Annotated in this window: 21 protein-coding genes; 12 read left to right on the top strand and 9 right to left on the bottom strand. The window is 69.5% G+C overall.

Annotation, left to right across the window (positions count from 1 at the left end):
• Nucleotides 1-71 precede the first annotated feature (71 nt).
• From JOE67_RS04280 to JOE67_RS04265, 4 genes are all read right to left on the bottom strand, one after another.
• The gene (locus JOE67_RS04280) at nucleotides 72-1,172 is read right to left on the bottom strand and encodes an extracellular solute-binding protein (protein ID WP_204974302.1); all 1,101 of its coding nucleotides are present in this window, start codon (nucleotides 1,170-1,172) and stop codon (nucleotides 72-74) included.
• A 148-nt stretch (nucleotides 1,173-1,320) separates the two neighbouring features.
• Complete coding sequence (locus tag JOE67_RS04275; RefSeq protein WP_204974301.1) at nucleotides 1,321-2,259, bottom strand: NUDIX hydrolase; 939 nt, start codon at nucleotides 2,257-2,259, stop codon at nucleotides 1,321-1,323.
• Nucleotides 2,256-4,427: an RNA degradosome polyphosphate kinase gene (locus JOE67_RS04270; RefSeq protein WP_204974300.1), complete on the bottom strand. Its 2,172-nt coding sequence runs from the start codon at nucleotides 4,425-4,427 to the stop codon at nucleotides 2,256-2,258. Before JOE67_RS04270 ends, JOE67_RS04275 begins: the two co-directional genes overlap by 4 nt.
• Nucleotides 4,428-4,467: 40 nt before the next feature.
• Nucleotides 4,468-5,145, bottom strand: coding sequence for a winged helix-turn-helix domain-containing protein (locus tag JOE67_RS04265; protein ID WP_204974299.1), 678 nt, complete (start codon nucleotides 5,143-5,145; stop codon nucleotides 4,468-4,470).
• A 77-nt stretch (nucleotides 5,146-5,222) separates the two neighbouring features.
• Between JOE67_RS04265 and JOE67_RS04260 the strand changes: the two genes are divergently transcribed.
• The 3 genes from JOE67_RS04260 (at nucleotide 5,223) to ygfZ (ending at nucleotide 7,373) form a co-directional block, all read left to right on the top strand.
• A complete protein-coding gene (locus JOE67_RS04260; RefSeq protein ID WP_204974298.1) occupies nucleotides 5,223-5,516 on the top strand; it encodes a hypothetical protein in 294 nt (97 codons plus the stop codon).
• 158 nt (nucleotides 5,517-5,674) lie between these two features.
• Nucleotides 5,675-6,277 carry a heme-binding beta-barrel domain-containing protein gene (locus JOE67_RS04255; RefSeq protein WP_204974297.1) on the top strand — a complete coding sequence of 201 codons (603 nt, stop codon included), beginning with the start codon at nucleotides 5,675-5,677 and terminating at the stop codon, nucleotides 6,275-6,277.
• Between the two features lies 1 nt (nucleotide 6,278).
• Nucleotides 6,279-7,373, top strand: a complete 1,095-nt coding sequence (gene ygfZ, locus JOE67_RS04250; protein ID WP_204974296.1) for a CAF17-like 4Fe-4S cluster assembly/insertion protein YgfZ — start codon at nucleotides 6,279-6,281, stop codon at nucleotides 7,371-7,373.
• Between the two features lie 18 nt (nucleotides 7,374-7,391).
• Here the strand turns inward: ygfZ and JOE67_RS04245 are convergent, their stop codons facing one another.
• Nucleotides 7,392-8,213, bottom strand: a complete 822-nt coding sequence (locus tag JOE67_RS04245) for a class I SAM-dependent methyltransferase (RefSeq protein WP_204974295.1) — start codon at nucleotides 8,211-8,213, stop codon at nucleotides 7,392-7,394.
• 176 nt (nucleotides 8,214-8,389) lie between these two features.
• Here JOE67_RS04245 and JOE67_RS04240 point away from each other — a divergent pair, with 176 nt between their 5' ends.
• Nucleotides 8,390-9,133, top strand: coding sequence for a phosphoglyceromutase (locus JOE67_RS04240; protein ID WP_204974294.1), 744 nt, complete (start codon nucleotides 8,390-8,392; stop codon nucleotides 9,131-9,133).
• Nucleotides 9,134-9,229: 96 nt separating this feature from the next.
• Here the strand turns inward: JOE67_RS04240 and phoU are convergent, their stop codons facing one another.
• Nucleotides 9,230-9,943, bottom strand: a complete 714-nt coding sequence (gene phoU, locus JOE67_RS04235) for a phosphate signaling complex protein PhoU (RefSeq protein ID WP_204974293.1) — start codon at nucleotides 9,941-9,943, stop codon at nucleotides 9,230-9,232.
• A gap of 184 nt (nucleotides 9,944-10,127) precedes the next feature.
• Between phoU and JOE67_RS04230 the strand changes: the two genes are divergently transcribed.
• Nucleotides 10,128-11,348, top strand: coding sequence for a sensor histidine kinase (locus tag JOE67_RS04230; protein WP_204974292.1), 1,221 nt, complete (start codon nucleotides 10,128-10,130; stop codon nucleotides 11,346-11,348).
• Nucleotides 11,345-12,028: a response regulator transcription factor gene (locus JOE67_RS04225; protein WP_204974291.1), complete on the top strand. Its 684-nt coding sequence runs from the start codon at nucleotides 11,345-11,347 to the stop codon at nucleotides 12,026-12,028. Before JOE67_RS04230 ends, JOE67_RS04225 begins: the two co-directional genes overlap by 4 nt.
• Before the next feature lie 75 nt (nucleotides 12,029-12,103).
• On the opposite strand, the gene JOE67_RS04220 is transcribed toward JOE67_RS04225, so the two are convergent.
• Nucleotides 12,104-12,616 carry a DNA modification methylase gene (locus JOE67_RS04220; protein WP_338041491.1) on the bottom strand — a complete coding sequence of 171 codons (513 nt, stop codon included), beginning with the start codon at nucleotides 12,614-12,616 and terminating at the stop codon, nucleotides 12,104-12,106.
• A 150-nt stretch (nucleotides 12,617-12,766) separates the two neighbouring features.
• Between JOE67_RS04220 and JOE67_RS04215 the strand changes: the two genes are divergently transcribed.
• The 5 genes from JOE67_RS04215 to JOE67_RS04195 all read left to right on the top strand — a co-directional run bounded on the left by JOE67_RS04215 (nucleotide 12,767) and on the right by JOE67_RS04195 (nucleotide 17,714).
• Nucleotides 12,767-13,249: a CarD family transcriptional regulator gene (locus JOE67_RS04215; RefSeq protein ID WP_071640539.1), complete on the top strand. Its 483-nt coding sequence runs from the start codon at nucleotides 12,767-12,769 to the stop codon at nucleotides 13,247-13,249.
• Between the two features lie 95 nt (nucleotides 13,250-13,344).
• The gene (gene ispD, locus JOE67_RS04210) at nucleotides 13,345-14,529 is read left to right on the top strand and encodes a 2-C-methyl-D-erythritol 4-phosphate cytidylyltransferase (RefSeq protein ID WP_204974290.1); all 1,185 of its coding nucleotides are present in this window, start codon (nucleotides 13,345-13,347) and stop codon (nucleotides 14,527-14,529) included.
• A 49-nt stretch (nucleotides 14,530-14,578) separates the two neighbouring features.
• A complete protein-coding gene (gene cysS / locus JOE67_RS04205; protein WP_204974289.1) occupies nucleotides 14,579-16,018 on the top strand; it encodes a cysteine--tRNA ligase in 1,440 nt (479 codons plus the stop codon).
• A complete protein-coding gene (rlmB, locus tag JOE67_RS04200) occupies nucleotides 16,011-17,015 on the top strand; it encodes a 23S rRNA (guanosine(2251)-2'-O)-methyltransferase RlmB (RefSeq protein ID WP_204974288.1) in 1,005 nt (334 codons plus the stop codon). Before cysS ends, rlmB begins: the two co-directional genes overlap by 8 nt.
• Nucleotides 17,016-17,072: 57 nt before the next feature.
• On the top strand, nucleotides 17,073-17,714 hold the full coding sequence (locus JOE67_RS04195) for an NAD(P)-dependent oxidoreductase (RefSeq protein WP_204974287.1): 642 nt from the start codon (nucleotides 17,073-17,075) through the stop codon (nucleotides 17,712-17,714).
• 27 nt (nucleotides 17,715-17,741) lie between these two features.
• Here JOE67_RS04195 and JOE67_RS04190 read toward each other — a convergent pair whose 3' ends face one another.
• Nucleotides 17,742-19,046, bottom strand: a complete 1,305-nt coding sequence (locus JOE67_RS04190; RefSeq protein WP_204974286.1) for a DUF4032 domain-containing protein — start codon at nucleotides 19,044-19,046, stop codon at nucleotides 17,742-17,744.
• Nucleotides 19,047-19,112: 66 nt separating this feature from the next.
• Nucleotides 19,113-20,216 (bottom strand): ABC transporter ATP-binding protein, encoded by a 1,104-nt coding sequence (locus JOE67_RS04185; protein WP_204974285.1) that lies wholly within the window; start codon nucleotides 20,214-20,216, stop codon nucleotides 19,113-19,115.
• Nucleotides 20,217-20,458: 242 nt separating this feature from the next.
• Here JOE67_RS04185 and JOE67_RS04180 point away from each other — a divergent pair, with 242 nt between their 5' ends.
• On the top strand, nucleotides 20,459-21,430 hold the full coding sequence (locus JOE67_RS04180; protein ID WP_204974284.1) for a DsbA family protein: 972 nt from the start codon (nucleotides 20,459-20,461) through the stop codon (nucleotides 21,428-21,430).
• Nucleotides 21,431-21,444 lie beyond the last annotated feature (14 nt).

Raw genomic sequence — 21,444 nt, 5'->3', positions numbered from 1 at the left:
GAGGGCTGACCCTCCGGTGCCCCCGCGCCGGATCGGACGCGGGGGCACCGGTGTCAGCTGGTGGTGATGGGTCAGCCGACCTTGATCGTGTCGATCGCTGCGAGGACCTTCTCGCGCAGGCCGTCCGAGATCGGAGCGCTGCCGGCGTTGTCGGCGGCAGCCTTCTGGCCGTCCTCGCTGGCGATGTACTCGAGGTACGACTTCACGAGCTCGGCCTTGTTCTCGTCTTCGTACTGCTCGCAGGCGACGAGGTAGCTGACCAGGGCGATCGGGTACGAGCCCGCGGGTGCCGCGGCGGGGTCGACGTCGAAGACGAGGTCGGCGTCTCCGCGACCCTCCTCGAGCGGCGATGCCTCGACGAGCGCGGCGGCGGCCTCAGCCGAGTACGCGATGTACTCGCCCTCGACGCCGACCTTGACCTGACCGAGGCCCTTGGTCTGCGAGGCGTCGGCGTAGCCGATCGCGCCGTTGCCGGACTTGATCGCCTGCACGACACCCGAGGTGCCCTGAGCGGCTTCGCCGCCCTGCAGCGGCCAGACGCCGTCGGCCTCGTTGGTCCAGACGTCGGGAGCGGTCGCGTTCAGGTACGCGGTGAAGGTCTCGGTGGTGCCCGAGTCGTCGGAGCGGTGCACGGGCGAGATCGCCAGGTCGGGCAGCTCGACGCCCTCGTTCTGCGAGGCGATGGCCTCGTCGTTCCAGTTGGTGATGGTGCCGGCGAAGATGCCGGCGATCGTCTTGGCGTCGAGGTTCAGCTCGTCGACGCCCTCGAGGTTGAAGGCGACGGCGACGGGCGAGATGTACAGCGGCACCTCGACGATGCCCTCGGACGAGCAGGTCTTGAAGCCGTCGGTGAGCTCCTCGAGCTTGAACGCCCGGTCCGAGCCGATGAAGTCGCTCGCGCCGGCGATGAAGTTCTCGCGGCCGGTGCCCGAGCCAGTGGGCTCGTAGTTGATGGTGACGCCGGTGTTGGCGGTCTGGAATGCGGCGACCCAGGCCTCCTGGGCGGCGCCCTGCGACGAGGCGCCGGTGGCCTTCAGCGTGCCCTCGAGGTTCGAGGCCGCGGGGGCGTCGGAGTTCTCGGCAGCGGGGGCTTCGTTCGCGGCGCAGCCTGCGAGTGCGAGGGCGGCGACAGCGCCGACGGCGCTGATACGAGCGATGCGGGTGATCTTCACTGTGGATCCGTTCGATCGGGGAATGTGTATGGCCCGGTGCAGGGCACACAGTGACGTTAGGAGGGCCGGTTAACGAGACTCTCCCCGACAGGTGAACGGGAGGTGAACGAGGTGGGGACAGTCGGAGCGGATCCCGCGCCCCCACTGGTCAGATCTTGGGCTCGTGGGTCTCTATGGAGATGATCCCCGACCCGGGGTTGGTGGCCGACAGATGCACCACGCTGAACGCCGCGACATTCAGTGCGCTGGCGCTGTCGATGTACGACCCGGGCAGGGTTCCCGTGGCGAGCGCGAGCTCCGACAGGATGGCGGGGAGCACCGGTCCGTGGCTGCACAGCACCGTGGCCTTGCGAGAGCGCACCCGGCGGCCGATCACCGAACGAACGTCGGCGGCATCCGCCTCCCATGCGTCCTGACTGAGCTTAGGGGTCAGCCGGGCCATCCGGCCCAGCTTGCGCTCCAGGGGAGCCACGGTCTGCGCGCAGCGCACGGCATCGCTGGTGACGATCCGCTTCACACCGAAGGCGCGCAGGGGGCCGACGATCGCCTTCGCCTGCAGCAGGCCCTTGTCGGTGAGGGGGCGCGCGGCGTCCGCCTCATGCCAGTCGGAGCGCGACACGGCCTTCGCGTGCCGCAGCGCGATGACGGGGAAGGTGTGCAGCACGCCGTCGTCGACGAGGCGGATGAAGTTGTCGAGGATCTCGACGTCGACCGGGTAGCTGAGGTGCTTGCGCGCCTTCTTCAGGCTCACCCACTCGACGCCCGAGATCTCGCCGTTGGGCACGAACGACGAGGCGCGGATCGCGTCGTCCGTGGCCTCAGCGGCCCAGTAGTGCACGACCTTCTGCCGCTTCGGGCGCATCCAGTACTTGCTGACGCCGATCGGGACCCCGAGCGAGACCTTGATGCCCGTCTCCTCGCGGACCTCGCGCACGGCGGTCTCGGCGAGCATCTCGCCGGGATCGACCTTGCCCTTCGGCAGGGTCACATCGCGATACTTCGTGCGATGGATGAGGAGCACCCTGAGCTTGTCGTCGACGAGGCGCCAGACCACGGCGCCGGCCGCGTAGACCGCCGAATCGCTCATCGGATCGTGCGCTTGCTGCGACGACGCCGACGAGCCTGCACGCTCGCCATCGTGAGATCCTGCAGATCGACCAGGGGTGCTCCGTCGATCTCGGCGACGCGCTTCCATTCACCGCCCTCGGCCAGATGCCACGAGTTGGTGTGCGGATCCATGGCGAGATCGAACAGCGCGTGCAGCTCCTGCAGGTGCGCCGGCTCGCTCAGCCGCACCAGTGCCTCGACACGGCGGTCGAGGTTGCGGTGCATCATGTCGGCGCTGCCGATGTAGACGATCGGTGAGCCGTCGTTGTCGAACATGAACAGCCGGGAGTGCTCGAGGTAGCGGCCGAGGATGCTGCGCACCGTGATGTTGTCGCTCACACCGGGCAGGTCCACGCGCAGGCTGCAGATGCCTCGAACCCACACATCGACCTTCACGCCCGCCATGCTCGCGCGGTACAGGCCGTCGATGATCTCCTCGTCGACCATCGAGTTGACCTTGATCCGGATGCGGGCCGGCTTGCCCGCCTCGGCATTGCGGCGCTCTGCGTCGATGTGCCGCATCAGACCCTTGCGCAGGTGGCGGGGGGCGACGAGGAGGTGCTTGAACTTCTTCTCGATCGCGTAGCCGCTGAGCTCGTTGAACAGGCGCGTGAGGTCCTTGCCGACCTGGGGGTCGGCGGTGAACAGGCCGAAGTCCTCGTAGATGCGACTCGTCTTGGGGTTGTAGTTGCCCGTGCCGATGTGCGAGTAGTGGCGCAGCACGCCGTCTTCCTCGCGGATGACCAGGGCGAGCTTGCAGTGCGTCTTCAGGCCCACCAGGCCGTACACCACGTGCACGCCGGCCTTCTCGAGCTTGCGGGCCCAGACGATGTTGTTCGCCTCGTCGAAGCGCGCCTTGACCTCGACGAGCGCGAGCACCTGCTTGCCCGCCTCGGCCGCGTCGATCAGAGCCTGAACGACGGGGCTGTCTCCGGAGGTGCGGTAGAGCGTCTGCTTGATGGCGAGCACGTGGGGGTCGCGAGCGGCCTGCTCCAGGAAGGCCTGCACGCTCGTCGCGAAGGATTCGTACGGGTGGTGCACGAGCACGTCGGACTTGCGGATCGACTGGAAGATGTCGGTGCGCTCATTGCTGTCGCCGGGCTGGAACGCGACGGCCGTGGTCGGCAGATGCGGCGGGTAGCGCAGGTCGGGACGGTTGATCCTGCCCAGGTCGAACAGACCGCGCAGGTCGAGCGGTCCGGGAAGCCGATAGACCTCCTGGTCGGTGATGTCGAGCTCCCTGATCAGCAGGTCGAGGGTGACCTCGTCCATGTCGTCGGTGATCTCGAGCCGGATCGGGGGTCCGAAGCGGCGGCGCAGCAGCTCGGCCTCGAGCGCCTGGATGAGGTTCTCGCTCTCGTCCTCCTCGATCTCGACGTCCTCATTGCGGGTGAGTCGGAAGGCGTGGTGGTCGAGCACCTCCATGCCGGGGAACAGGTCGCCGAGGTGGTTGGCGATGAGCTCCTCGAGGCGGATGAAGCGGGTGATCTCGCTCGTGCCCGGCACCTCGACGAAGCGGGGCAGCATGGTCGGCACCTTCAGCCGGGCGAAGTCCTGCCGGCCGGTGCGGGCGTTGCGGATGCGGATGGCCAGATTCAGCGACAGGCCCGAGATGTACGGGAACGGGTGCGCCGGGTCGACGGCGAGCGGCATGAGCACGGGGAACACCTGCGCCTGGAAGTACTCGCCGAGCGCGTCGCGCTCTGAGTCGGTGAGGTCGTTCCACTCGGTGATCTCGATCCCGGCGTCGGCGAGGGCCGGGCGCACGAGGTCGGTCCAGGCGGCGGCGTGACGCAGCTGCAGGGCATGAGCGTCGCGCGAGATGTCGGCCAGCACGTCGGTCGGAGCCCGGCCGACGTTGGTCGGCACGGCGAGCCCCGTCAGGATGCGTCGCTTCAGCCCCGCGACCCTGACCATGAAGAACTCGTCGAGATTGCTGGCGAAGATGGCGAGGAAGTTCGCCCGCTCGAGCTCCGGCAGCGACGGATCCTCGGCGAGCTCGAGCACCCGCTGGTTGAACGCCAGCCAGCTCAGCTCGCGGTCGTGGTAGCGGTGGTCGGGGAGCACCGCGTCAGGGGCCTCGTGCGCGTCGAAGTCGTCGTCCTCGGCATCCCCGAGGCCGGTGTCGACAAGGGCGGGTTCCATCATGGGGTACATCTTTGCACCCGCCGGTGACGGATATGCGAACTCAGTCCGCCGATGTCGACGGCTCGTCGTGCAGATTGAAGCGATACCCGACGTTGCGCACGGTGCCGATGATCTGCTCGGCCTCGCCGAGCTTGGCGCGCAGCCGTCGCACGTGCACGTCGACCGTGCGCGTGCCCCCGAAGTAGTCGTAGCCCCACACATCGCTCAGCAGCTGCTCGCGGGTGAATACGCGGGAGGGGTGCGTGGCGAGGAAGTGCAGCAGCTGGAACTCCTTGTAGGTGAGATCCAGCGGCCGCCCGTGCAGGCGGGCCGAGTACGACTGCTCGTCGATCGTGATGCCGGACGCCTGCACGTGGGCGGGGGCTGCGGCATCCACCCGGGCCAGCGCGAGCCGCAGGCGGGCATCCACCTCCGCCGGACCAGCCGTGCACAGCAGCACGTCGTCGAAGCCCCAGTCCGACGCGATGGCGCTCATGCCGCCCTCGGTGACGACCAGCAGCACCGGCGCCTCGGTCGCGGCGGTGCGCAGCAGCCGGCAGGCTGCGCGCGCCGCAGCCAGGTCGCCGCGCGCGTCGACGAGCACGGCATCGCTCTCGGGCAGATCCAGAAGGCGTGCCTGGTCGAGCGGGTGGCGGCGGATGCTGTGCGGCAGCAGCTCGAGCGCAGGCAGCGCCGGGTCCCCGTCGGGGGCCGAGGTGAGTGCCAGCACGAGGACCACGGGTCAATGCTAGTGGCGCAGGCGCGGCTGATGACGGGATGCCGGATGCCCGCAGGCGCGGCCGTTACGATGTCACCATGTCTGAACCGGCCCTCGCCCCGCGCAACGCCTTCCACGGCGTGGTCGCGGTCTGGATCGCCTCGCTGGTGGTCGCGGTCACGCTCGGCATCGTGCTGCCCGAGGAGTCGAGGGTGGGATGGCTGCTGATCGCCTTCGGCGGGATCGTGCTCGTCTCGTTCGGCGTCCAGCTCGCCTATGGACGGGCGCAGGGGTTCATCGTGCGCATGGCCGGCAGCGTCGTCGGGGCACTGGTGATCATGGGCCTGGTGTCGGCGGCCTTCGGCATCGCCGCACTCGCGTCGGCCCTCTGACACCCCTTCCGCGGAGGGGTAGAGTGGACGGCATGGACCTCGTCGCGCTCGAATTCTTCTTCCTCGGCCTGCTGGGGCTTGCGAGCCTCGCGATCGCCTTCGTCTCCGGCGTCGTGCTCGTCAACCTGTTCCGCGGCCAGCGCTGATCCGACGCCGTCGTGATCGAGCTGCCCACCGATCTTCCGGCTGACCTCGCACCGCTGTCCTGGCTGCTCGGTGTCTGGGAGGGCACCGGCGTCATCGAGTACACGGCCGGCGAGCACCGTCACCAGGGGGAGTTCACGCACCGCGTGAGCTTCAGCCATGATGGCGGCCCCTTCCTGAACTACGCCGCGTCCGCGTCGTTCCGCGGCGCCGACGGCATGGACGAGCCCGTCGCCCTGCTGGCGGAGACGGGCTTCTGGCGTCTCGCGCGTCCGCTCACGGACGCCGACCCCGGTCCGGCCCTGCTTCCGCCGACTGGAGAGGCTGCGCCGCGCACGGTCGACGACGTCGAAGCGCTGCGCACCGACGACGGATTCCCGCTTCAGGTCTCGGTGACGCACTCCGACGGCACGCTCGAGCTGTACCTGGGTCGCATCGCCGGCCCGCGCATCGACATCGCCACCGACGCCGTCGTCCGCCCCGCCGAGAGCCGGGAGTACTCGGCGGCGACCCGCATGTACGGGCTGGTCGACGGGCATCTGCTCTGGGCGTGGGACATCACCGCCCTCGGCGAGAAGCTGAAGTCGCACGCCTCGGCGCGCATGGCGAAGGTCTGACATGGCCGCGTTCGACGGCATCGCGGGCGCTGTGCGCGAGGGCGAGCTGATCCAGCACTTCGGCAACCCGCTCGTCGAGCAGCGCCGCCTGGCGTCTGGTGAGGCGATCGCGCCGATCACGGATCGCGTGCTGATCGAGGTCGCCGGCGACGACAGGCTCAGCTGGCTCGACTCGATCACCTCGCAGTCCGTGGCGCGGCTGCGCGCCGGCGACAGCACCGAACTGCTCGTGCTCGACCCGCAGGGCCGGGTAGAGCATGCGGCCGGCGTTCTCGAAGACGGCGCGTCGGTCTGGCTGATCGCCGACGAGGGCGGCGCCGAGAAGCTCGCCGGCTGGCTGCAGCGCATGGTGTTCCGCTCGCGCGTGACGGTGACCGTGCGCGCAGAGGCGACGCTGGTCGGTTTCTTCGCAGGCGGGTCCGCAGAGGCGCGCACGACGGCATCCGCACCGCACGGCGTCCCGCTGATCTGGCGCGACCCGTGGGCGCACGTGCAGCCAGGTGGGCACCAGTACGCCGTCGCCTCCGGTCATCCGGCCGCCGACTACAGCTGGTGCATCGCCGTCGTCGACGACGCAGGCTCGCTGACCGGACCCTTCGCCGGAGCACTCGCCGCCGAGGCGCTGCGCGTCGCTGCCTGGCGGCCCCGCTGGTCTCGCGAGGTCGATGACCGCAGCATCCCGCACGAGTCCGACTGGATCCGCAGTGCGGTGCATCTGAACAAGGGCTGCTACCGCGGCCAGGAGACGGTCGCCAAGGTGCACAACCTCGGGCATCCACCTCGCCGGCTCGCCGCGCTGCTGCTCGACGGCAGCGATGTCGTCATGCCGTCGCCTGGCGACGCGGTGCTGGCGGGGGATGCCGAGGTCGGGCACATCACCTCGGTCGCGATGCACCATGAAGACGGCCCGATCGCGCTCGCGATGCTGTCGCGCCGTGCGCCGGTGGGCGAGCTGGTGGTGCGAGCGGGAGAGACGCTGATCGCCGCTGCTCAGCAGGTGATCGTACCGGCCGACGCCGGTGCCACCGCCGACGTGCCGCGGCTCACCCGGCTGTCGCGGCGCCCGGTCGCCGAAGACCCGCGCCACACGCGCTGATCGTCGCCTCCGTGCCCGTCAGGATGCGGGGGAGACGGTCGACCAGGGAACGGTGAGCTCGCCGAGGCGCCAGCGCGTCCTGGTGCCCTGGATGGGGACGCCCTGCGTCTTCAGGGCCGTCACGGCCGCGAGCCAGCGCTGCACGGGGCCGAAGGTCGAGAGGGGAGCGGCGCGTTCCCATTCGCGGTCGAGGGTGGTCAGCAGTTGGTGGATCCGCTCGCCGCGGACGTTGCGGTGGATGAGCGCCTTGGGCAGACGCTCGGCGACGATCCCCGGATGCTCGAGGCCGGCCAGCCGCAGCGAGATCGTGAACGCGACGGGGGAGCCGTCGGAGGCCACGTCGACCCAGCTCGAGATGCGTCCGATCTCGTCGCAGGTGCCCTCGAAAAGCATCCCTTCCGGCGCGAGACGTGAGGCGACCTGGCGCCATGCGTCGGCGACGTCGCCCTCGTCGTACTGCCGCAGCACGTTCATCGCCCTGATGACGGCGGGGCGGCGCCGGTCCGGCACCGGCACCTCGAAGCCGCCGCGTGCGAACGACACCGCGAGGTCAGGGGCGAAGGGCGTTCCGCCTGCGCGCACCTCCTCGAGCTGCCGCCGGGCTGTCGTGACGCGCTCCGGGTCGAGCTCGAGCCCCAGCACCTCGGCATCCGGCCGCACCCGGCGCAGGCGCGTCGCCAGCTCGAACGCGGTGACGCCGCTGGCGCCGTAGCCCAGATCGACCACGAGCGGATCGGATGCCCTGCGGAACGCGTCGGACGCCGCGATCCAGCGGTCGTTGCGTCGCAGCCGGTTCGTCCCCGTCGTCCCTCTCGTCGGCTGCCCCACAGGTGCGTTCATCTCTCCCATTCTTCCTCACTCCTTCCTCCTCGCTCATGCTCCACGCAAGCAGTCGAGGGCGGAGTGACCTTGTCGGAATGAGCATTGGGGAGGAGCGAAGCGGAGGGGCCCACTCTGCGAATGAAGACAAGGTCACGCAGCCCGCCCCGATGAGCAGAGTCGATAAACTCAGACCCATGACGCGCACCCTGATCCTGCTCCGCCACGGCCAGAGCGAATGGAACCAGCTCAACCTCTTCACGGGATGGGTGGACGTCCGCCTGACCGACCAGGGCAAGGCCGAGGCCCGGCGCGGTGGCGAGCTGCTGGCCGAGTCCGGGCTGCTGCCCGACGTGCTGCACACCTCGCTGCTGAGCCGTGCGATCCAGACCGCGAACATCGCCCTCGACGCGGCCGATCGCCTGTGGATCCCTGTCACGCGATCGTGGCGTCTCAACGAGCGTCACTACGGCGCGCTGCAGGGCAAGGACAAGGCGCAGACGCTCGAGGAGTTCGGTGCTGAGCAGTTCCAGCTGTGGCGCCGCTCGTTCGACGTGCCGCCGCCTGTGCTCGCGGACGACAGCGAATTCAGCCAGGTGAACGACCCGCGCTACGCGGGCATCGACGGCGAGGTCCCGCGCACGGAGTCGCTCAAGCTCGTCATCGACCGTCTGCTGCCGTACTGGAACGACGCGATCGTGCCCGACCTCGAAGCAGGCAAGACGGTGCTGGTCACCGCGCACGGCAACTCGCTGCGCGGCCTGGTGAAGCACCTCGAGGGCATCAGCGACGACGACATCGCCGCGCTGAACATCCCCACGGGCATCCCGCTGGTGTACGAGCTCGATGAGAACAACGTGCCGACCGGTCCGAGCCGCTACCTCGACCCCGAAGCCGCCGCCGCTGGAGCAGCAGCGGTCGCCGCCCAGGGCAAGAAGTAACACCCCTGCTCACGCCGAGACCCCGTGCCGCAGTCGTCTGCAGCACGGGGTCTCGGCGTTCAGCGGGGTGCCGGCGCGAACGGGCCGACGCCGCGCTCAGAGCGCGGGGGGAACGGGCGGCGTGGGCGCCGACTGCGCCTCGGCTGCCAGGGCGATGTCCTCTTCGTGCACGGCCCAGTCGCCGGTCGCCAGATAGACGACCTTCTTGGCGACGGCGACAGCGTGGTCGGCGAAGCGCTCGTGGTAGCGGCTGGCGAGCGTGGCATCGACGGTGGCTGTCGCCTCGCCCTTCCAGTTGTCGCTGAGCACCTTCTCGAACACGCTGGCGTGCAGCTCGTCGACGTCGTCGTCCGCGTTGCGGATCTCGTCGGCGAAGCGCAGGTCCTGGGTGCGCAGCAGTTCGGCGAGGGTGCCGGCGATCTGCACGTCGAGCTCGCCCATGCGGCGGAAGGTGCCCTTCAGGCCCTTGGGCACGGCACGCTCGGGGAAGCGAAGCCGCGCGAGCTGGGCGATGTGCTCGGCCATGTCGCCCATGCGCTCGAGCGAAGCGCTCACGCGCAGTGCGGTGATGACGATGCGCAGGTCGCGGGCGACCGGCTGCTGGCGGGCGAGGATCTCGATGGCCTGCTCGTCGAGCGAGACGGCGAGCTCGTCGATCTTGGCGTCGTCGGCGATGACCTCCTCGGCCAGTGCGACGTCGCTCTCGGCGAACGCCGTGGTGGCCTTCTGGATCGCGACCGTGACCAGGTCTGCGATCTCGGCGAGGCGCGACTGCAGCTCTTCGAGGGACTGGTGGAAGACTTCGCGCATGTCGGCGCAACCTTTCGTCGGGGGTTCGGCACGGCATGCCGAGGGGCACGCGCTCACGCGGCCGGAACGATTGTCCGGGGCGAAGGTTAACAAACGGTGCCGGGAACGTGAATACTAGCCCTTCCGCCGCATGACCACGCGGTGTACGTCTGGTGGCCGGCGCCCAGACCCCTACTGTTGAGGCATGGACTCCGCTCAGCTCGCGCTGTTCGCGCTCGCCGTCGGCGCACTGATCGGCGCCGGCGCAGTGCTGCTCGTCAGCTGGGCGTATCGCGTGCGGGCGATCGCTCTGCAGGAGACCTCGACGACCATCCCGGAGGGCGTCGCCGATGTGCTGGCGGGAATGGACGACGCCGCCTGCGTACTCGACGCCTCGGGCCTGGTGGTCGCGACGTCGAATGCGGCGACGCGCTTCGGCATCCGCACGGGTGCCGTGCTCGAGAATGTGGAGCTTCGTCGTCTCGTGCGCGGCGTGCGCGACAGCGGCGCGAGTGCCACCGAGACCCTTCGTCTCACGGGCGGCGCGTCGCTCGATCCGCGCCTGGTCTCGGCCCGTGCGAGCTCGGTCGGCCCTCAGCTGACGCTGCTGATCATCCGCGACGTGACCGAGCGCGAGCGCCTCGACCAGATGCGCACCGACTTCGTGTCGAACACCAGCCACGAGCTGAAGACACCGGTCGCGTCTGTCAGCCTGCTGGCCGAGGCCATCGAGTCCGCCGCGGACGATGCCGATCAGGTGCGCATCTTCGCAGCGCGCATCACGGCAGAGGCGACGAGGCTCGCGCAGCTCACCGGTCGCATCCTCAGCCTGTCCCGCCTTCAGGCGGCCGAGAGCCTGTCGCAGGTCGAACCGGTCGCGATCGACGAAGTCGTCGCCGCGTCGATCGAGGCCCACTCCGTGCAGGCGGACTCCGCCGGGGTCGAGCTCAGCCGCGGGGGCGAGAGGGGAGTCTGGGTGCGCGGCGACGCTCAGGTTCTCATCGAGGCGGTCGGCAACCTCATCGCGAACGCGATCGTGTACTCGCCCAGGGGCTCGCGCGTGGGCGTGGGGGTGAAGGTCGACGGTGATGTGGTCGAGATCGCTGTCACCGATCAGGGCATCGGGATCTCGGATGCTGATCGTGAGCGCATCTTCGAGCGGTTCTACCGTGCCGATGAGGCCCGCTCGCGCCGTACGGGAGGCACGGGCCTCGGGCTGTCGATCGTGAAGCACGCGACGCAGCGGCACGGCGGCGAGGTGCGCGTGTGGTCGCGGCCCGGCCGCGGATCGACGTTCACGATGCGTCTGCCGCGAGCCGGCGCCCCCGAAGCCGGTGCAGACAAGAAGTCCAAGAGGAAGAACAAGAAGAAGCGCCCGAATGCGGATGCCCGCAGACGCGACGCTCGAAACGGAGAGTTCGCATGACCCGCATCCTGCTCGTCGAGGATGAGCCAGATCTGGCCGACCCGCTCGCCTACCTGCTGCGGCGCGAGGGCTACGAGGTCGAGATCTGCGAGGACGGCCCCGGCGCGCTGACCGCGTTCCGGGAGCGCGGCGCCGACATCATCCTGCTCGACCTCATGCTTCCGGGCATGGCGGGCACGGAGGTGTGCCGCCAGGTTCGGCAGACCTCGAGCGTTCCCATCATCATGCTGACCGCGAAGGACTCCGAGGTCGACATCGTCGTGGGGCTCGAGCTCGGTGCCGACGATTACATCACCAAGCCGTATTCGTCGCGCGAGCTCCTCGCGCGCATGCGCGCCGTGCTCCGTCGTGTCGTGCAGGCCGAGGCCGAGGTCGACGAGCGCGTGCTCGAGGGAGGGCGCGTGACCCTCGACATCGACCGTCACACGGTCGCCGTCGACGGCTCGGAGATCAACATGCCGCTGAAGGAGTTCGAGCTGCTCGAGGTGCTGATGCGCAACGCCGGTCGCGTGCTCACTCGCGGTCAGCTGATCGATCGCGTCTGGGGCAGCGACTACTTCGGAGACACCAAGACGCTCGACGTGCACATCAAGCGGATCCGCTCGCGCATCGAGAAGAACCCCGGCGACCCCGTGATGCTCGTGACCGTGCGCGGACTGGGCTACCGTTTCGAGGGCTGATGGGCCCGGACGCAGAAGAGGCCGGCTCCCCTGGGGAGCCGGCCTCGTCGTGTTCGCGGTCGTCGCCGCGGAGAGTCAGGATTCGGTGTCGGAGGACTCGGCAGCCGGCACGAGGTCGGCGTACTGGGGCAGCGAGCCGTCGAGCACCGGCACCTCGGCGGGCACGGCCTCGCCGTCGCCCGAGACGATCAGCACCTCGACCGTGGCGCCGGGCTTGGTGTCGAGGCTCTCGATGCGCAGCGGCATCTCGTCGGCGCCGAGGCTCACGCGCTCTTCGCTGGGCACGCGCAGGGAGAGCTGCTCTCCCGCAACGTCGATGTCGACGCTGGTGGTCTCGGATCCCTGGTTGACGAACGCGCCGACCAGGTTGCCGACGCCGCCGTCTTCGGTGGTGACGACGAACACGTTGCGCGCGACGACGTCGCCGCCGGTCTCGTCGATGTTCACGCCGTCGGAGGCGGAGTAGGGGTTCGTCGTCGCCTGATGCGTGATGAAAGTGCATCCGGTCGTGCCGAGCGCGAGCGCCGAGCCCAGGGCGATGGTGGCGACGAGGCGCGGAGCGATGGACGCAGCAGAGCGCGAGTTCACGGATCCTCCTGAGGTGCGACGGGTGTCCTGGTTCAGTCTAGTGGGTCGAGGGCCGGGAACGCGGACGGATGCCATGGCGGGGCGGATCGGCGCGAACCTTACTGCATATCCGCTGTGGTATCCTGGAGATTGCCGAAAGGACACGTTCTTATGCTTTTTGAGGTTGGCGAAACCGTCGTCTATCCGCACCACGGAGCCGCGACGATCATCGAGGTCAAGGACCGCGTGATCAAGGGGGAGACCAAGAAGTACCTGAAGCTCAACGTCACGCAGGGCGATCTCATCATCGAGGTTCCTGCTGAGAATGTCGACCTGGTCGGCGTTCGCGACGTGATCGGCAAGGAGGGGCTCGAGAACGTCTTCGAGGTGCTGCGCGCCCCGTTCACGGAAGAGCCCACCAACTGGTCGCGCCGCTACAAGGCGAACCTGGAGAAGCTCGCTTCGGGCGATGTGATCAAGGTGAGCGAGGTCGTGCGCGACCTGTGGCGCCGCGATCAGGATCGCGGACTCTCCGCGGGCGAGAAGCGCATGCTCGCCAAGGCCCGTCAGATCCTCGTGTCCGAGCTCGCTCTGGCCGAGAAGATCGACGAGGACAAGGCCGGCGCGCTGCTCGACGAGGTGCTCGCCTCCTGACGAGCGCGTCTGACGACCGGAACATCGAAGAGGGTGGATGCCATCGGCATCCGCCCTCTTCGTGTCTGCGGCCCCTGAGTCGGTAGCGTGAGAGCGTGACTGCGCACTCGACTCCAGACACCGCGATCATCGTCGTCGCCGCCGGATCCGGCACGCGCCTCGCTGCCGGTGCCCCCAAGGCCCTCGTCGACATCGACGGGCGCTCAGTTCTGCGCCATGCGCTCGACGGCGTCTTCGCCGCCGGACCCATGCAGGTGGTCGTCGTCGCTCCCGCAGGCGGTGAGCAGCAGGTCGACGCCGAGATCAGGGCATCCGCCGGCGAACGGCGCCACCTCGTGACGGTCGTGACCGGCGGAGCGACCAGGCAGCAGTCGGTGGCGGCAGGACTGGCTGCCCTGCAGGACGGAGTCCGCATCGTGCTGGTGCACGACGCCGCGCGCGCGCTCACCCCGCCCGCGCAGATCGACGCGGTCGCGGCCGCTGTGACGGATGCCGGCGTCATCCCCGCCCTGCCCGTGGTCGATACGCTCAAGCGAGTCGACGGCGACGAGATCACCGGACCCGTCGACCGCTCGGTGCTCGCAGCCGCGCAGACCCCGCAGGGCTTCCCGCGCGCCGCCCTTCAGGACGCGTACGCGGCCGCGGGTGCATCCGGCGCGGAGCACACCGACGACGCCGCGCTCTTCGCCGCGGCCGGCGGTGCCGTGCGCCGGATCGATGGTTCCGAGCGCGCGTTCAAGATCACCACCCCGGCAGACCTGGAGCGCGCCAGGATGCTGCTCGGCGCCCGCAGCGCGGCCCCCATGCTGCCGCGCATCGGCGTCGGCACCGACGTGCACGCCTTCGGGGGCGAGGGCGACCTGTGGCTCGCAGGTCTGGAATGGCCCGGCGAGCAGCCACTGTCGGGGCACTCCGACGGAGACGCGGTGGCGCACGCGATCGTCGACGCCCTGCTGGGCGCCGCCGGTCTCGGCGACATCGGCCAGCACTTCGGCACCGCGCACCCCGAGTACGCGGGTGCGCACGCCCAGGTGTTCCTCGCCCGCACCGCCGAGATGCTGGCGGAGGCCGGCTTCGCCATCGGCAACGTCTCTGTGCAGATCAAGGGCAATCGCCCCCGCTTCAGCGGGCGCAGGGCCGAAGCGGAGCAGGTGCTCTCGGCAGCCCTCGGCGGAGCCTCCGTCTCGGTCGCGGCGACCACGACCGACGGGCTCGGGTTCACCGGCCGCGGCGAGGGCATCGCCGTCACCGCTGTGGCGCTCATCCACCCTCTCGGCTAGACCGGCCGACGCCCAGGTGCGGGCCGCGCCGCCCCGGTAGTCTTGTGCGGTGACGATCCGCCTGTACGACACCCGCGAGCAGCAGCTGCGCGACTTCGTTCCGCTCGACCCCTCGAACGTGACGATGTACGTCTGCGGACCCACCGTGCAGTCCGGCCCTCACATCGGGCACGTCCGGGCGGCCCTGAGCTTCGACCTGCTGCGTCGCTGGCTCGAGCGCCGCTACGGCCGCGTCACCTTCGTGCGCAACGTCACCGACATCGACGACAAGGTGCTCGCCAACGCGACCGATGCCGAGCCATGGTGGGCGCTCGCCTACCGCATGGAGCAGGAGTTCTCGAAGGCGTATGCCGCGGTGGGCATCCTTCCGCCGACGTACGAGCCGCGAGCCACCGGATTCATCCCCCAGATGCACGACCTGATCTCGTCGCTCATCGATCGCGGTCACGCGTACGTGGCACCGGACGGATCCGGAGACGTCTACTTCGACGTGCGCTCGTGGGCGGACTACGGCGTGCTCACGCGGCAGTCCGTCGATGCCATGGAGGCGGCGGCCGACGCCGACCCCCGCGGCAAGCGCAACCCGCAGGACTTCGCGCTGTGGAAGGGCGCGAAGGCCGATGAGCAGCCGGACGCCGTCTGGGACTCGCCGTGGGGCCGCGGGCGCCCTGGCTGGCACATCGAGTGCTCGGCCATGGCGAAGCGCTACCTCGGGGCTGAGTTCGACATCCACGGCGGAGGGCTCGACCTGAGGTTCCCGCACCACGAGAACGAGCTCGCGCAGTCGACCGCGGCAGGCGACGGCTTCGCGCGCTACTGGGTGCACAACGGCCTCGTCACCGTGGGCGGCCAGAAGATGTCGAAGTCGCTGGGCAACTTCATCCTGGCATCCGACATGCTCCTCGAGTTCGACCCGCTGGTGGCGCGCTACGCGCTCGCCGCCGCGCACTACCGCTCCAGCCTCGACCTCACCGACTCGTCGTTCGCCGAGGCGGAGGCTGCTCTGGGGCGCATCCGGTCGTTCCTCGAGCGCGAGGCACGACTGCCGCGCGAGTTCGCCTGGTCTGCCGAACGGCCGGCGGAAGGCGAGGAGCCGGGCCTCGAGGCGCTCCCCGCCGGCTTCGTCTCGGCGATGGACGACGACCTCGGCGTGCCGCAGGCGCTCGCCGTGCTGCACGAGACGGTGCGGTCGGGCAACACGATGCTCGACGCCGGTGAGACGGCGGACGCCCAGCTGGCGGCCATGCAGGTGCGCGAGATGGCGGGAATCCTCGGGATCGATCCGCTCGCATCTGAGTGGGAATCCGGAAGCGGCGGCGCCGAGGCATCCGCCCTCGACACGCTCGTGCAGACGATGATCACGCAGCGCGCGCAGGCGCGCGCAGACAAGGACTGGGCCGCAGCAGATCGCATCCGCGATGCGATCGCTGCGGCAGGAATCACTCTGGAGGACACTCCGGACGGAACACATTGGAGTATCGATGGCTAAGCCTGGCCGCCCCGGAGCGGGCAACAGCAAGAAGAAGGGTGCCTCCAAGGGCACCGGCGGTCTCGGCCGCAAGGCACTCGAGGGCCGCGGCCCCACGCCCAAGGCCGAAGACCGCAGCTGGCACGTCGCCGGCAAGCGCAAGGCCGCTCAGGAGCGCTTCGCCGCGGCCGGCGGCAAGGGAAAGCCCGGCGGGCAGAAGCCGCAGGGCCGCGACATGAACCGTCAGGCCCGCGGCAAGTCCACGGACGACACCGAGACCGTCACCGGACGCAACTCGGTGCTCGAGGCGCTGCGCACCAAGATCCCCGCGACGACGTTCTACATCGCGCAGCGCGTCGAGATGGACGACCGCGTCAAGGAGATGCTGGCGATCGCCCGGCACCGGGAGATCCCGGTGCTCGAGGTCACCCGCCAGGAGCTCGACCGCATGGCAGGGTTCGACGGCGTGCACCAGGGCGTCGCCCTGAAGGTGCCGCCGTACGAGTACGCGCACCCGCAGGATCTGCTCGAGCAGGTCATCGACCGCGGCCAGACGCCGCTGTTCGTCGCCCTCGACGGCATCACGGACCCCCGCAACCTCGGTGCGATCATCCGCTCCACGGCCGCCTTCGGCGGTCACGGCATCATCCTGCCGCAGCGTCGCTCGGCGAGCGTGAACTCCGCCGCCTGGAAGACCAGCGCCGGAGCGGCGGCCCGGCTGCCCGTCGCACTCGCCGCGAACCTGACCACCCTGCTGAAGGAGTTCAAGAAGCAGGGCGTCTTCGTGCTCGGACTCGACGGCGGGGGAGACGTCGCGCTTCCGGCGCTCGAGCTCGCCGACCGTCCCGTCGTGATCGTCGTCGGATCCGAGGGCAAGGGCCTCTCACGCCTCGTGACCGAGACATGCGACCAGATCGTGTCGATCCCGATCTCGTCGGCCACCGAGTCGCTGAACGCCGGCATCGCGGCATCTGTCGCGCTCTACCAGGTGGCGACCATGCGGGGGTCTGCGGAATAACAGGCGCCCCTGCGCGACTTGTACCCGACGTACCGTCAGGCAATCGGAAGGAAGCGCATGTCTCGCATCGTCGTCATCGGAGGAACCGGCTACGCCGGATCGCACATCGCCCGCGAGTCGGTGAGTCGCGGTCATGAGGTGACCGTGATCTCGCGCTCGACTCCGGATGCCCGTCTCGACGGCGCACGGTACGTGCAGGGCTCTGTGCTCGACCTCGACGGACTCGGCGACGTGTTCGACGGCGCGGATGCCGGGGTCTCAGCGCTCTCGCCCCGCGGTGACATGGAGAACGCGGTCCTTCCGGCGCTGCGCGCCCTCGCTGACAAGCTCACAGGCACCCCCACCCGCCTCGGCGTCGTTGGTGGCGCCGGCGGCAGCCTCGTCGCCCCCGGCGGCCCTCGTCTGTTCGACCAGGACTTCCCTGAGGAGTACAAGCACGAGGCGCAGGTCGGCATCGATTCGCTCGAGCTGCTGCAGGGCACGGACGAGAGCCTCGACTGGTTCTTCATCCACCCAGCGGAGGTCTTCGGGCCCTGGGCAGAGGGCGAGCGCACCGGCAGCTACCGCGACGGCGGCGACGTGCTCGTGCGGGACGCCGACGGCACCTCCACCATCTCCGGCGCCGACTTCGCGATCGCCGTCGTCGACGAGATCGAGCAGCCGAAGCATCGCCGCGGTCGCTTCACCGTCGGCTACTGATCCCCACGCCCGGCGACTGGCGCGGCGCTAGACCAGGTCGCGCCAGTCGATCGAGGCCGTGTCGTCCGATACCTCGACCGACCCGGTGACGACGGGCAGACTCATGGTCTCGGTCGGCGGCCCCATGATGGTGGCCTCGTCGCGGCGATGACGCAGCACGTCGTTGATGTAGCTCGTGAGCACCTCGGCGAGCGGTACCGACCGCGACTGCGCCTGCGACAGGTACCACCGGTGCTCGAGCACCTGGTGGTAGACCTCGGCGGGCTCGAGCTTGGCGCGCAGGTCGTAGGGGATCGCGCGCACCACGGGCTCGAACACCCGGGTGAGCCACTCATGCGCGTACATCTCCTCGTCCGCCCACACCTTGGTCGAGCGCACGCGGAACTCGTCCAAGTCGTTGAGCAGGCGTCGAGCCTGGTTCTCCTCGACGTCGAGTCCGGTGAGCCTGATCAGCCGGCGCTGGTGATGACCGGCGTCGACCACCTTCGGCTGGATGCGCACGGACGTGCCGTCGGGGGTGGTGACCATCGACATCTCGTCGATGTCGAACCCGAGAGCGTTGAGCTTCTCGACGCGCTCGGTGATACGCCAGGTCTCGCCGGTGGGGAACGACTCCTCGTCGGTCAGCTCGGCCCACAGGGAGCGGTAGGAGGAGACGATGCCGTCGGCGATCTCGAGCGCGTCGAGACCGCGCTCCAGCCGGCCTCCCGCCGCGAGGTCCATGATCTCCCCGGCGATGTTGGTGCGGGCGAGATCGAGGTCGTAGGCGCGCTGACCGTCGGTCAGGCCCTCTTCGTGCAGCTCTCCGGTCTCCGCGTCGACCAGGTACGCGGCGAAGGCTCCCGCATCGCGGCGGAACAGCGTGTTCGACAGCGATACGTCGCCCCAGTAGAACCCGACGTTGTGCAGCCGGACGAGCAGCAGGGCCAGGGCGTCGACCAGGCGCGTGGCCGTGTCAGGGCGCAGCACCTGAGTGAACAGCGCGCGGTAGGGCATCGAGAACCGCAGGTGCGAGGTGACGAGCGCGGCGGGCAGCGGCTTGCCGTCGGCGTCCTGCCTGCCGGCGATCACGGCGACGCGGCTGACGCACGGGACATCCAGTCGGCCGAGGTTGCCGAGCATGTCGTACTCGCGCTGCGCCATCTCGGCCGTCGTCTCCTTCACGGCTACGACGCGGCCCGACAGGTCGGCGAAGCGCACGAGGTGCCGCGAGAGACCCTTCGGCAGTGAGACGATGTGCTCCGACGGCCACTTGCCGAGCGGTGTGGACCAGGGCAGGCCAAGCAGGCCCGGGTCGATGGAGCTGGCGGTGATACGCAGGGACTCCTGCATGATTCCTCCGGAAACACCGCGGCGCGGGAGACCGAGATGGTCGCCCGCGCCGCGTGTGATGAATCGTCAGGCCGAGACGACCGGCTTGTCGTTGAGGCGCTCGCCCGACTCGAGGTCGAAAGCGTGCACGTGACCGGGGTTGGCGGCCAGGGTGACCGTCTCGCCGGCGTTGGGGTGGTTACGGCCGTCGACGCGCGCGACGATGTCGGTGCGCTTGCCGTTGATGTCGGTGTGGCCGTACAGGTAGCCGTCGGCGCCGAGCTCCTCGACGAGGTCGACGACGACCGAGAGGCCCTTGCCGTCGGCGGGGCCGACGGTGATGTCCTCGGGGCGCACACCCACCGTGACCTGGCTGCCGGTGGCACGGCCGACGGTGTCGCGGTCGAGCGGCACGACCTCGGTGCCGAACTGCACACCGCCGTCGGCGAGGTCAGCGGCGAAGAGGTTCATGGCCGGCGAGCCGATGAAGCCGGCGACGAAGACGTTGTTCGGCTTCTCGTACAGGTCGCGCGGGGTGCCGACCTGCTGCAGCAGACCGTCCTTGAGCACCGCGATGCGGTCGCCCATGGTGAGGGCCTCGGTCTGGTCGTGCGTGACGTAGACCGTGGTGACGCCGAGGCGGCGCTGCAGCGACGCGATCTGGGTGCGCGTCTGCACACGCAGCTTCGCGTCGAGGTTCGACAGCGGCTCGTCCATGAGGAACACCTGCGGCTGACGCACGATGGCGCGGCCCATGGCGACGCGCTGACGCTGACCACCCGAGAGGGCCTTCGGCTTGCGGTTCAGGTACTCCTCGAGGTCGAGGAGCTTGGCGGCCTCGAGAACGCGGCTGGCGCGCTCCTCCTTGCCGACGCCGGCGATCTTGAGCGCGAAGCCCATGTTCTCGGCGACCGTCATGTGCGGGTACAGCGCGTAGTTCTGGAACACCATCGCGATGTCGCGGTCCTTGGGCGGCACGTCGGTGACGTCGCGGTCGCCGATGAGGATGCGGCCGCCGTTGACCTCTTCGAGGCCGGCGAGCATACGCAGCGAGGTGGACTTTCCGCAGCCGGAAGGGCCGACGAGAACGAGGAATTCGCCGTCGGCGATCTCGATGTTCAGCTTGTCGACAGCCGGACGGGTTCCGCCGGGGTACAGGCGGGTGGCGTCGTCGAACGTAACGGTGGCCATGGTTTCTCCTTCACCGGCAGGTACGTGCCGGACGATCCTTCGTGATGGAAGCGGCGGGCGATGCCCGCCGTGACCCGCCATCGGGTCGGGATCAGTATGGCACGGCCGGGCGCGTCTGGGTATTTCTCAGACTGCCTCGTTAGCATCGAATCCGGTCGCCGCAGGCTCTGCACGCTTCGCGGCCGAGGGATCCCCGGTCCCACCCGATGCTTCAGAACCCACCCGATCTTCAAGAAGGAACGATGACGAGCGACGAAACGCCGAACGTCCCCGCCGCTCGCAATTCCCGCGAAGCGGTGCGTGAGAAGGCTCAGCAGGTGCACGCGCAGCAGTCGCGGGCACGACTGGTGCGACGCCTCATCATCGGTCTCGTCGCGATCCTCGCCGTCGGCTCGATCGGCGCCGCCGTGGCGTACGCGGTGGGCTCGTCGATCTCGAAGCCGCAGCTCAGCCCCAGCGGGATGCCCGGTGACGGCGTCACCGTGAGCGAGATCGCGGCGACCCCGGCCGGCACCGAAGCGTCGCCCGCGCCGTCCGCGACCGCCACCGAGGCCGGCGAGGCCGTCACGCCGTCCGCGTCGCCGTCTGCCACACCAGGAGCGAAGTCCACCGAGATCCACATCTACGTCGACTATCTGTCGGCGGGCGCCGCGGAGTTCGAGCGTGCGAATGCGCGTCAGCTCGCGGGCTGGATCTCCGAGGGTGCGGTCACCGTCACATACCACCCGGTCGCGCTGCTCACCGCGAGCTCGAACGGCACGAAGTACTCGCTTCGCGCCGCAGCCGCCGCGGCGTGCGTCGCGACCTACGCGCCCGGCAGCTTCTACGACTACAACCACGAGCTGCTGACCGATCAGCCCGAGGCCGACAGCGACGGGCGCACCGACGCCGACCTCGCCGACCTCGCGGTCGCGGTCGGGGTGTCGGATGCCAAGAAGGTGCGCGCGTGCATCGAGGACCAGGACTTCGTCTCGTGGGCGAAGGACGCGACCGACCGAGCGCTCGAGGGCCCGCTGCCCGGCACCGACGACCTGAAGCTGAACAACGAGGCGCTCATCCTCGTCGGCGGCAAGTCGTACGTGGGCGCTCTCGACGACCCTGCGGAGTTCTCGCAGTTCGTGCTGACGATCGCGAGCGGCGAGTCCCTCGACTCCGCCAAGCCGACTCCGACGCCGGTGCCGACTCCGAGCGCCACCACGACACCCGCGTCCTGACCCGGTGCGGGCAT

It is taken from the genome of Microbacterium esteraromaticum (genome assembly GCF_016907315.1).
Classification (GTDB): domain Bacteria; phylum Actinomycetota; class Actinomycetes; order Actinomycetales; family Microbacteriaceae; genus Microbacterium; species Microbacterium esteraromaticum.
Note: the sequence above shows the minus strand (reverse complement) of the source record. Positions and strands in the feature narration are given on the sequence as shown.